The organism is Actinomadura roseirufa (assembly GCF_900659635.1).
GTDB lineage: Bacteria > Actinomycetota > Actinomycetes > Streptosporangiales > Streptosporangiaceae > Spirillospora > Spirillospora roseirufa.
Genome location: NZ_CAACVB010000253.1, coordinates 1 through 10525 on the forward strand (window position 1 = coordinate 1; position 10525 = coordinate 10525).

12 protein-coding genes are annotated in these 10525 nt (G+C 64.4%); 6 read left to right on the forward strand and 6 right to left on the reverse strand.

Annotated elements, in window-relative coordinates; translation table 11 throughout:
- Window positions 1–273: 273 nt before the first annotated feature.
- From E1291_RS33710 to E1291_RS33730, 5 genes are all read right to left on the reverse strand, one after another.
- Window positions 274–867: a DUF4276 family protein gene (locus E1291_RS33710; protein WP_131742121.1), complete on the reverse strand. Its 594-nt coding sequence runs from the start codon at window positions 865–867 to the stop codon at window positions 274–276.
- Between the two features lie 2 nt (window positions 868–869).
- The gene (locus tag E1291_RS33715; protein ID WP_306434493.1) at window positions 870–2117 is read right to left on the reverse strand and encodes an AAA family ATPase; all 1248 of its coding nucleotides are present in this window, start codon (window positions 2115–2117) and stop codon (window positions 870–872) included.
- 273 nt (window positions 2118–2390) lie between these two features.
- Window positions 2391–2807: a DNA-directed RNA polymerase subunit alpha C-terminal domain-containing protein gene (locus tag E1291_RS33720; RefSeq protein ID WP_131742123.1), complete on the reverse strand. Its 417-nt coding sequence runs from the start codon at window positions 2805–2807 to the stop codon at window positions 2391–2393.
- Entirely contained in the window at window positions 2792–2992 is a 201-nt protein-coding gene (locus E1291_RS33725) for a hypothetical protein (protein WP_131742124.1), read from the reverse strand. Before E1291_RS33725 ends, E1291_RS33720 begins: the two co-directional genes overlap by 16 nt.
- Window positions 2989–3366 carry a hypothetical protein gene (locus tag E1291_RS33730; RefSeq protein WP_131742125.1) on the reverse strand — a complete coding sequence of 126 codons (378 nt, stop codon included), beginning with the start codon at window positions 3364–3366 and terminating at the stop codon, window positions 2989–2991. The genes E1291_RS33725 and E1291_RS33730 overlap by 4 nt, the downstream gene beginning before the upstream one ends.
- Window positions 3367–3959: 593 nt before the next feature.
- Between E1291_RS33730 and E1291_RS33735 the strand changes: the two genes are divergently transcribed.
- The 5 genes from E1291_RS33735 to E1291_RS42535 all read left to right on the forward strand — a co-directional run bounded on the left by E1291_RS33735 (window position 3960) and on the right by E1291_RS42535 (window position 7221).
- Complete coding sequence (locus E1291_RS33735; protein ID WP_131742126.1) at window positions 3960–4268, forward strand: putative quinol monooxygenase; 309 nt, start codon at window positions 3960–3962, stop codon at window positions 4266–4268.
- Window positions 4265–5467 carry a helix-turn-helix domain-containing protein gene (locus E1291_RS33740; protein WP_131742127.1) on the forward strand — a complete coding sequence of 401 codons (1203 nt, stop codon included), beginning with the start codon at window positions 4265–4267 and terminating at the stop codon, window positions 5465–5467. The genes E1291_RS33735 and E1291_RS33740 overlap by 4 nt, the downstream gene beginning before the upstream one ends.
- A gap of 315 nt (window positions 5468–5782) precedes the next feature.
- Window positions 5783–6139: an SCO3933 family regulatory protein gene (locus tag E1291_RS33745; RefSeq protein WP_131742128.1), complete on the forward strand. Its 357-nt coding sequence runs from the start codon at window positions 5783–5785 to the stop codon at window positions 6137–6139.
- 364 nt (window positions 6140–6503) lie between these two features.
- Complete coding sequence (locus E1291_RS33750; RefSeq protein ID WP_165495415.1) at window positions 6504–6833, forward strand: DUF4282 domain-containing protein; 330 nt, start codon at window positions 6504–6506, stop codon at window positions 6831–6833.
- 229 nt (window positions 6834–7062) lie between these two features.
- The gene (locus E1291_RS42535) at window positions 7063–7221 is read left to right on the forward strand and encodes a hypothetical protein (RefSeq protein WP_165495416.1); all 159 of its coding nucleotides are present in this window, start codon (window positions 7063–7065) and stop codon (window positions 7219–7221) included.
- A gap of 675 nt (window positions 7222–7896) precedes the next feature.
- Here E1291_RS42535 and E1291_RS33755 read toward each other — a convergent pair.
- Window positions 7897–8583, reverse strand: coding sequence for an HAD hydrolase-like protein (locus tag E1291_RS33755; RefSeq protein ID WP_131742130.1), 687 nt, complete (start codon window positions 8581–8583; stop codon window positions 7897–7899).
- Window positions 8584–8664: 81 nt separating this feature from the next.
- Between E1291_RS33755 and E1291_RS33760 the strand changes: the two genes are divergently transcribed.
- On the forward strand, window positions 8665–9885 hold the full coding sequence (locus E1291_RS33760) for a helix-turn-helix domain-containing protein (protein WP_131742131.1): 1221 nt from the start codon (window positions 8665–8667) through the stop codon (window positions 9883–9885).
- Window positions 9886–10525: the final 640 nt, after the last annotated feature.

A 10525-nucleotide genomic window follows, 5' to 3' on the forward strand; every position in this document is an offset into this window, starting at 1 on the left:
CGCCTCCCGCCGCGCCCGCTCCACAGCGGTCAACCCGCCGCCCTCGCCATACCGCATCCACCAAGGGAAACCCGCCCACACCCGACAGGCCAGTCACCACCAAGACACAGTCGGTAACCCCAACTATTGAAGCTCTCTAGCACAGCGGATCACGGGGTGGCCTTTTCTTACACCACTCCCATGGACGCGGCCTCCGGCCCGCGGGGGGCTGGGGGCCGCGAGGCCCCCGCTTCACGCACGCTCAACCAGCAGACTCAACGAAGGTTAAGCGACCTAGGAGTCTACAACCTTCAGCATCACACGTAGTTCACGGTCGAGTTTTTGCAGCCATCGGCAGGTGAGAGCCTCTTCCAGATCAATCTTTGCGGTGAGTCGCTCCTGCTCCTGGGTTTCTTTGTACTTTTCGCTTATGAGTGCACGCCTAATCTCCTCTTTCGCGCCTCTGATCGACTCGGGAGTGCGAGATATTTTATAAGATGGCTTCGCTGTGCCGCTGGCTATCAATGAAGGCAAAGCGGCGAGGAAGATTGATTCATATTCGCGCTGTGCGGCAACAAGGGCTATCGGACACTGAAGTTTCAGCTCATCTGCAATTTGGCGGAGTTGCCGAGCGGCATCCACTGGGCAATCGTCGTCACTATCGAAGAGAACAAAAATTCCCCCAGTGTCTGTGACGCGCTTAGAGGAGAGCAGGAGGGCGCGCTTCAAGTCGGCTCCCTGGAACATCTTGTTCCTAGGGATTCGCACCGGTGGAGGTATCGCCACATTGTAAATGTTGGCGCGCGCACACAGTCGGCGTAGCATAACAGGTAGGGCTGCAACTTCTCCATGACCCTCAACGATCGACGAGAGGACGAAGCTCTCCATTTTCAATCCTCGAAGAGTTTCATCTGTCGGGCCTTGGGGTGCGCTTCTTTATCTTCTGGTATCAATTGATTGAGTCGCAATAGTTCGCCAGCGGTATAGAGACGCTCCTGCAGCGCTTCGATACCTGCCTTATCTGGTCTAGCAAGCTTCGAGGTGCCTGCTTCAGCCGTAACGGCGATAATCTGCTCAGGGCCCAAGTTGGGCGAGTCGAGCAACTCCGGGCTATGGCTGCTCGCTAGGACTTGACGTGTTTCGCTCGCTTCCGCAAGAGCATCTCTGAGGACGCCCGCAGCGGCAGGGTGGAGAGCGACTTCCGGCTCCTCGATGGCTATCAGCGGAAGACCCGCTTCGCTGCTTGGCACCTGGAAGAGCGCAACCAGCACGGCCAAGGCGCGCAGTGTTCCATCAGACATGCCGGATGCAGAAAAACGCCATGAGTGTTTTCCGCCCTGAATCGTCTGTCGGAATTCTAGCGTCTCCTTGGGACCCAAGGTTTTCCGATCAACGGAACTGATCCCAGGGACGACCGTTGACAGGTATTCCTCAATGCGAATCTTGGCCCCTGGATATCGCCGTGCAAGTCGCCCGAGTACACTTGCTACATTGGCTCCGTCCCGTCGGAGGAGTTCACCGGCATCGGGCGACTGGAGTTCCCTGATTGCTTCAGGATTCAGATTGTAGAATCCCATCTCGCTTAGACCATCGTAAACCGGACGGAAGGTAGGGTTGCCCGACAAGGCGACGAGAAGCAGGCGATCGTCGCTGACAGCAGGCAGGACCTTCTCGCTTGCCTCTACTATCTTCCCTCGAAGTACTTGGTACCAAGCTGAAGGTTCTTCAAGAGAGACATTCTCTACGCGACACGATTCGCGGACGACGGACCAATCGCCACCTTCGCGCGCACCTAGTTCAAACGCATAGTGCCCACTCATGATTGGCGTTGTAAAATCGAGACGTATCGAAAAATTTCTAGGATGACCTGTTGAACGTCGACGAATCTCCGATATGCCGCCACGATCCCTGATGGCGTGATCTATGGACGTTCTAAGGGAGTCTGCAACCAGGCGTAGGGCGTCCAGGAAGTTGCTTTTCCCGGAACCGTTTGGTCCGACTAGAAATGCAAGTGAACCAAGTTTTATGTCGCAAGCCTCGATGCTGCGATAGTTTTTGATTCGAACCCGTGTAAGCCTGAAGCCTTGCATGCCACCCTCCTGCGTTGCAGCCGACCCTATCGTTTGAGGTCTTTCCATGTGCGGTGGAGGACCCAAGCTTCGGCAAGGGGCACAGCTTGGAGGGCGGCCGGGGCGGGACCGGCCCGGAGAGGCCGCACGCCCGGCGCGGCCGCCCGGCGACGCGAAGCGGCGCCCTTGAAGACGTAGAAAAAGTTCTCATCCGCGCGTCCGCGGGGCTGTGGTCTAGGTTCTGGGGGCTGTTTGGGTGTGGCTCGGCCCCTGGCTCCTTGGCTGGTGGGGTCTTGGGAGGCAGGGGCCGGCGCGGTTGGTGGGTACTGGGGTGTCGGGTCTTTAGGTGGGGTGGGTGATGTCGAATCCGGCTTGGGTGAGGGCGGTTCGCGCCTCTTCGATCCTGTGCGGGCCGAGGTTGCGGGTCTCTTTGAGCTGACCTCGTTGCAGGAGCCCGATCAGGTCACCGATGGTTTCTGGTTCCGGCCATCGGCGTCGAAGGGGGTTGAGGAGTCTGGCCGACAGGTCCAAACAGGACAGCGGGCAGGCTTCGGTGTGCTCGGTGTGGGGTCGGGTCGTGCGGGATTGGGCGAGGGTGATCCATCCTGGTTGTCCCATAGGGACGAGATGGCTTGCCGAAGTGAGCAGGTGGACCAGGTCGCCCACGGTGCGGATGCCCAGACAGCCCACCGGGCACTGCCAGTTGATGCCTTCGTGGCCGGGAAAGTGGCTGGGCTCGTTCATCATCGCCGTCGCCATGTCTGGCTGTTGGTGATCTGGTCGCGGAGATGGCGAATGTCGACAGCCGACAGCAGGCGCAAGCCGTTTTGGCCGGGAACCATGGCCCACCGCTGGTGGGTGTGCTCGCCGTACCAGTCGTGGACGCCGGGGAACTGGTCAGCGAGGTTTCGGGCGGCTCTCTGGCGCTCGGCGCTGCCGTTCACGCCGGGCCCTGGTCGATTCTGTGCGGGCTGAGCCGGTGCCAGAGAATGCGTTCGACCTCGGTCACCGCGTTCGGCAGGTCGGCGCAGGGGATGGGGAGCGGGCTGCTGTGGGTGAGGTAGACCCAGCGTCCGAAGTGGGTGGCGGTGAGTTCCTCGGTCGCCGGCGCGTGGCTGGTCGGTCCGACGCGCAGGGTTGCCGGGGAGACGTCGAAGCGTCGTTTGGTCCGCCAGCCGTTGTCGGCGAGTGCGTGGGCGAGGCGGTCAAGGTGCCACATGGCGAGGCGGTCCTGGCGGTCTCGGGTGCCGAACCAGCGGACGAACCGGCGGGCGCGGCGTCCCCACAATCGCAGGGTGAGAGCCGACTCGTCGATCACTGGTCGCCCGTCTCGGTGAGTGCGAGGACGCGCGCCAAGCGGTCGGCTGCGAACTCGGTTTCCCAGAGCAGGCATAGCGGTTCGAGTTCGGGTTCCGACTTGCGCGTCGGGCCGGCCCAGACCCAGTGCCACCACAACTCACGGTCGGGTCCGTGCGGGCGGCACCTGACCTCCTGTCGCAAGCCGGGGCTCATCACCTGACCGAGCAGGTTGTCGGTTGCCGGTTCACCGTTGGGGTTGCGGGCCAGGACGGCTCCGTGTCCCCATGGGGTCGCCGTCAGGCCGCGCTTGTCGAGGGCGGCGATAAGAGCCTGAGCCGCGTCCCGCCACTCGGGCCGTGTGTCCAGCGGATGTGGGTTCCGGTCCGCAGTGCCCCGCCTAGGGGCATCCGGTGGAACAGACATTTTGCTCCCTTCGGACGGTCCTCATAGAGGTCATCTGTCGGCCGTCTCACGGTGATCTCGCTGCTCAGAGCCAGGTCTCCGTGATTGGCACTCAAAGTACGGGTACAGTATTCCAAGTGCAAGTCACTTCAGGTACTTGCGTCGCACAATAAGTACTGGTCTCGTAGAGATCGACGAGGGAGGGTGCCGGTGTTCGGCTTGGTGGTTCGGTTCACCTGCAAGGATGAGGACGGCGCGGACGCGTTCGATCAGCTGGTGGCCGAGACGGTCAGCAAGATCAAGACAGAGGAACCGGGCACGCTCGTCTACGCGGTGCATAAGGTCGACGGGCAGCCATTGCAGCGGATGTTCTACGAGCTGTACCGGGACCAGGCCGCCTTCGACGCGCACGAGAAACAGCCGCACACGCGACGCTTCCTCAGCGCTCGTGAGGAACTGCTCGCCTCGACGGAGGTCGACCGGTTGGACCTTCAAACGGGCAAGGGAACGAACGGGTGAGCAACGAGTATCAGAGGGCCCTGGGACGTCGGATCGCTCAGGAGCGCAAGCGGCGCGGACTCTCCCAGGCCGAACTGGCGCGGCTGATCGATCGGTCTGTGGCCTGGGTGTCGCAGGTGGAGCGCGGCGTGCGCAAGGTCGATCGCATGTCGGTCCTGGAGCGGGTCGCCGAGGTTCTCGAACTTCCGCTCTCGGAGCTGGCGGCCGAGGCTCCAATGGTCGCCGCGTCGACCGAGGAACTGCCAGGCTCGGCCGGGTTGCGCCTGGTCCTGTCCGGCGCCCACTCCCTTCGCGCCATGCTTCACTCGGCGCCCGTCCCGCCGACGGCGGAGATCAAGCCACGGGTGGAGCAGGCGTGGGAACTGGCCCACGAGAGCAAGTACGTAGAGCTGGCGGACCTGCTTCGGGGCCTGGTGCCCGCCCTGGAATCGGCTGTGCGGTCGGCGTCTGAGGATCTGCGGGCAGAGCTGTTCGATCTTCTGGCGGTGACCTACCAAGCCTGCTCGGCGGCCTTGTCCAAACTCGGCGAACCGGAGGCGGCCTGGATCGCCGCCGATCGCGCGATCGTTGCCGCCGAGCGCGCCGGCGACCCGCTGATGATGGCGGCCGGTGCATTCCGCCTCGGTTTCGTGTTCCTAGGTGCGCGGCACTTCGACCAGACGGAGGAGAACGCGCGAACCGCTGCCGAGGCGCTGTGGTTCCTGGTCGACCAGGGCAAGCCCGAGGCGATGTCGCTGTGGGGCGGTCTGACGCTTCAACGCGCCGTGACCGCGTCCCGCCTAAATCAGGCGGACGTCGCATACGAGCACCTGGCGCGCGCTCGCGACGTAGCCCAGCGGCTCGGGGATGGACGCAACGACTACAACACGGAGTTCGGCCCGGCGAATGTCGCGCTTCACGAGGTCGCCGTGGCGGTCGAGGTCGGCGACGCCGGTCATGCGCTTCGAGTGGGCGCGGACGTCGACACCTCGACGTTGTCGGGAGAGCGGCGTGCCCGACTCCAGATCGACCTGGCCCGCGCCCATGCCCAACGGCGACAGGTCGACGAGGCCGTCGCCGCGCTGCTGGACGCTGAGTCCATCACGCCGGAGCAGATACGTAACCACCGAGTCGTGCGTCAGGTCGTGTCCGATCTGTTGACCATGCAGGATCCACCCTCATCTGACCTGCGAGAACTCGCAGCCCGAGTAGGCACGTAGAAAAAGTACGTGTCATAGTACTTGAAGTACTAGTAGTTACTCTGAGTACGGGGTAGCGTTCGTGTTGACGCTGAAGCTCTCCTAGCGGGAGGTGAGGACTCAACACGAACGCTCTTCGTGTTTCAGGGGCGAAAGGGCGCTCTTGAACGGCGAGACAGGCCACACATGAAAGTGGCCTGAGCGGGAGACCCGCCCAGGCCGGATGCGGTTAGCACCCTGGTTGGCGCTTCGATGCTACCCCGTTCGTCCTGTTGGCGTGTGTGCTCCTCGTATCCGTAACGCCTGCTCAGCAGGTGGACGAGAGGTGTATTCAGCATGCGCAACATCCCTGTCGACGTCTCCGCACTGACCTTCGTGTGCGTGTCGGCGCCGCGTCCCAAGCTGGTGAGTCAGGAGACGGGGGAGGTGAAGGTGGACCGTGAGGGCAGGACGGTGTTCACGGTCGGGCTGTCGGCGGCGGACGCGACGGGTCGGGTGGAGTTGGTGAACGTGTCGCTGTCGGGTGATCAGGATGTGTCGATCGGGCAGATCGTGACGCCGGTGGGGCTGGTGGCGTTCCCGTGGGAGCAGACCATCGGTGGTCAGAAGCGGTGGGGGATCGCCTACCGGGCGTCGCGGGTCGTGGTGGCCGGTCCGGATACTTCCGTCGCGGCTGCGGCGGACGTGCTCTGAGCGGCGGCCGGTCATGAACGCCTTGTTTCAGGTGCTCGGGGTCCTGCGCTGCTGTATCCGTTAGCGGGGGCCCCTTGCGGTGGTCGCGAGGGGGTCTGACGTGGGAGCCGGCGAGGGGACTTGAACCCCTAACCTTCTGTTTACAAGATACCCAAACGATCACCGTATCTGTCCGGATCAGTCCGTACCCTCAGTCGATCGCCTGCGGTCCGTCCAAACGAGTTCGTTCCGGTCCAAGATCATTCATCCGTGTGGCTCCCGCAGTGGCTCCCGGGAGCCACACCTGAGGGCGTACATCTGAGAGGCTGTGATCATGGCAAACCCCCACTTCGGACCGCCCTCCCACCCGGCGCATCGTCCATCCGTGGCTGGGACCTTGCTCGATCTGAAGTTTGAACGCAGGGTGACACCGATCCTCGTGCGGTGGGTCTACGCCTTCGCCCTGGTGGTGATCGTCTTCGGCACGCTGTTCGCGCTGCTGTGGATCTGGTCGTTTGCTGTCTGGCTCGGCTGGGCCATGTGGCTAGCGGCACCCGTCGTCATCGGCTTCGGGGTGGCGTCGCTGCTGGTGGTCCGGATCTTCTGTGAGTACGTGATCTCTCGGACCCAACCCCCGCCGGTCCCGCCGGGCCTCGTGCCTGCTCCGCCGGGTTACGTGCCTGGCCCTCCGCCGCCTGTCTTCCGGCAACCCTGACGAACGCTCCGCAGGGGGCAAGGGGCAGAGGGCAGGGGCTACTGAGAGCTTGCGGCCGCAACGCACGCCCGAACCGACGCGGACCGAGCCGGAGGGTACTTCCGCGCGAACGGCGCGCAACCCGTGACAGACGGATTCGCGCGGAAGTGCCCTTCGGAACCAGGGGGGGTCTGGGGGACCACGGGGTCCCCCAGTAGCGCACGCTCAACCAATCCCCAAACTGACCGTGATGCCTGCAACCATGCTCGGCCACGGGTCATCCCTGGTGCTCGTCGCCGAACGGGTCCTGATGCTCCAGGGCGGCGGCGCGGACGTGGCGGCGGCGGTGAGACGAGGGGCCGGCGCCCGGTGTCGCGATGGGCGGCCGTCCGGGGCCGTCGGGCGGTGACCGGCGCCCACGCCGCACGCGCCGTCCGGCGGAGCCGGGCGGCCGGGGCGGCGAGGCGAGCGTCGCCGCCCCCTTGATCCAAAACAGCTCAATTCGGCAACGCCGGGTATCTGTTCATGCGCCTCACGAGCAAGACCGCCATTAGCACCTACGTGAGGAGGACATTGCCCGCCGCGTGTTGCGGACCCTCGTAGGGCCGATGAGGACCCGCAACCGGCTTCGGGACGCCGGTCGTCGTGCCGTTGCGAACCCTCGTAGTGGCGATGAGGACGGCTCAAGCAGCTCCGCGCGGTCGCGGCCGGGACCATGTTGCGAACCCTCGCAGGGGCGATGAGGACTGGTACCGGGCCTACTTCATGACCACCTTCCTCCAAGGTTGCGAACCCTCGTAGGGGCGATGAGGACCTCGGCTTGTCGGCAACGCTGAACCGGCTTCTACCTGTTGCGAACCCTCGTAGGGACGATGAGGACCCCAGGGTAAAGCTCCTGGCTGGATGCCTTGTGGGCGAGCGTACATGGAGTGCGATTGCAGCGAGCCTCCGGTTGTGCACGAGACCCCGGCGTGTCGCTGAAACGATCACGACCGATCTAGGCGGCGGGCACAGAGGCGGTCGTCGAGGCGGCGGACGGCTGGGGGAGCCGACCAGCGCACCCATGAGCAGATCATGATCTCCTCTAGAGGACGGTCCTCACCATAGCTGCATCATCATCGAGGCCTGTAAGGCAAATAGAGGCTCCGGCTTTGCGTAGTTCTTCGCTCGTCGTGCGTCCGGAGGCTACCGCTATTATCTGCGCTCCGCCTTTTTGGGCGGCTTCTACATCGCTTACTGTGTCGCCGATTATGTAGGTGGTTTCGCGGGTGTAGGTGTGGCCGGTGCGGGTGGTGGCTCGGGTTTGGGCTATGGGGACTAGGTTGGGGCGGTCTGCGTCGTCTGTGCCGTAGGCGCCTATTTCTAGGTCGAGGTAGTGGGCTATGTCGAAGATTTCTAGTTTGGCTATGGCTGAGGGCTTGGGGTTGCCCGTGAGGACAGTTTGGGTGATTTCAGGTCGCTCGGCGAAGGCTTGCAGGGCTTCGCGGGCTCCAGGGAGGACTCGGCCTCGTTGGCGCATCTCGTCTGCTCGGGCTCGGTAGCCGGCGGCCTGGACTTCGACGAACTTGGGGAAGTAGTCGCCAGGGTCTTCAACGTCGTAGAGCGCCAGGGTCTCGCGGAAGATGACCTGTTCGGTGCGGCCGGTGACGTCGGCCAAGCGGTCGATCTTGCGGCCGGTGACCTGCTCGAAGGCGTCCTTGAAGACCTGGCTTCCGACTCCGCCGGTCTCGATGAGTGTGTGGTCGATGTCCCAGAGGATGACTTTGTGCATCCCGTCACATCCTTCTCGTGCTGCGGTCGCGGTCCTTGGCTGCCTACCCTGGTCCCTGCCTAGTCTTCCCGCCCTCCGGGAGTGAACGTGTTTGAGTCAGGCGAGATCGGCATTGGCGAGCGCTTGCGGTTCTACCGGCAGGGGCGGAGGAAGACACAGGCGGTGGTCGCTGGGCTCGCGGGCGTGAGTGAGGACTACGTCTCGCAGATCGAGCGGGGGGCGAAGACGCCTACGGTCGGGCTGCTGCACAAGTTCGCTCGGATCCTGGATGTTCAGGTGTCGGCGCTGCTGGGGGAACCGCGGTTCGAGCAGGACGGGACGATTCACCCGGTGGCCTCGGATCTTCATCGTCGGATGATGTCCTACGGCGGCCCGAGCGGTGCTGAGGGCGTCGACTTGGTGGAGCTGCGGCGCAGGGTTGATGCGGCCTGGGGGATCTGGCAGCGGTCGCCGCGGCGGTACACCGAGGGAGCGGAGGTCTTCCCGGCGTTGCTGTCGGATGTCCAGGCGGCGGCGCGGTCGTTTCGGGCGTTCGGGGAGGTTGAGCAGCGGCGGGAGGCGGCGGCGCTGTCGTCGGACATGTACTTTCTGCTGCGGACGTTCGCGAAGCGGATCGGGCGGACGGACCTGTCGTTGCTGGCCGCTGACCGTGCGATCGCTGCCGCGTACGAGACGGATGATCCGCTGAGGATCTCGGCGGCGCACTGGAACCTGGGTCACATCCTGATCGCGCAGAACGAGGCGGAGGCCGCGGAGGAGACGGCCGTGCATGCGATCGAGGAACTCAAGCCGCACTTGGATGCCGGGGGTGACTGGTTGGCGATGGCGGGGGCTCTGTGGCTGGTGGCGTCGGTCGCCTCGGTGCGGCAGGGGGACGCGTGGGCGGCTCGGGATCGGCTGCGGGAGCATGCGTTGCCGGCGGCCGAGTCGACCGGTGAGGGCAACGTGATGTGGACGGTGTTCGGGCCGACGAACGTCCATCTGCATGCGATGAGTGTCGAGATGGAGGCGGGCGAGTCGGCCGAGGGGCTGAGCATCGCGGACCGGATCGATGTGACCTCGTCGCCGTCGCTGGAGCGGCAGACAACGTTCTACCTGGAGTTGGCGCGTCTGCATGAGCAGCGGCGCGATGACGCGGCGGTGTTGCTGCACCTGATGAGCGCGGAGGGAAGCGGGCCGGAGGATCTGCGCTACAACCTGCTGGCGCGTGATCTGGTGCGTGGGCTGCTGAAGCGTGCTCGGCCGAGCATGGCGCCCCAGGTGCGGGCGCTGGCCGGTCGTATCGGCCTGGTGGCCTCGTAGGGACCCGTACTGGGAGGCGACCCGAACTGAGAGTTCGGGTTGTGTGCCCGATCCGCTCTTAACGTCGTCGGACGACGTTCAGAAGCGGCCAAGGAGTCCCCACCTTGCGGAACACCCCTGCGAACACCCCACCGTCCGAGCCGTGTGTTTCGTGCGGAGGACGGCGGCAGAAGTACGTACTCCCCCGGAGACGGCTGGTGATCGTCCCGGCCGACGCGGTGGCGGTGGCGGGTCCGGCTCGGGTTCCTGAGGTGTGCCCGCGTTGCGCTGGAACCGGGATCGAGGCGGCGGCGTGATGGCTGAAGAGTTGGAGCAGGACGCCGCGCGCCCCGTGATGGACGGTCGTGGGGTCTCATGGGTCAGGCTCGCCGCCCTTGGCGCTCACCTGGCCGCGCGCCGTTTTCAGGTCGACTTGACCAGGGACGGTCTCAAGGTCGTCAACCCGAACCGACGCGGGTGCTGTGACGACGTGCGCCACGCCTCCGACACGATCTCGTGTCGTTCCCGCCGGGACGACGGAGGCCGTCAGTGGTACTTCACCGTGCGCCGCGAGGCGCCTTGTCATATCCCCGGCTCAGCCGGGAGGAATTTGGAGGGTGTTCCTGGGTCTGATGACTTACCTGGATTCGAAAGGTGAAGG

Excerpts from the sequence above, each read along its gene's own strand:
- E1291_RS33710 (WP_131742121.1), bottom strand. The coding sequence starts at position 867 with ATGGAGAGCTTCGTCCTCTCGTCGATCGTTGAGGGTCATGGAGAAGTT.
- E1291_RS33715 (WP_306434493.1), bottom strand. The coding sequence starts at position 2,117 with ATGGAAAGACCTCAAACGATAGGGTCGGCTGCAACGCAGGAGGGTGGC.
- E1291_RS33720 (WP_131742123.1), bottom strand. The coding sequence starts at position 2,807 with ATGGCGACGGCGATGATGAACGAGCCCAGCCACTTTCCCGGCCACGAA.
- E1291_RS33745 (WP_131742128.1), top strand. The coding sequence starts at position 5,783 with ATGCGCAACATCCCTGTCGACGTCTCCGCACTGACCTTCGTGTGCGTG.
- E1291_RS42535 (WP_165495416.1), top strand. The coding sequence starts at position 7,063 with ATGCCTGCAACCATGCTCGGCCACGGGTCATCCCTGGTGCTCGTCGCC.
- E1291_RS33755 (WP_131742130.1), bottom strand. The coding sequence starts at position 8,583 with ATGCACAAAGTCATCCTCTGGGACATCGACCACACACTCATCGAGACC.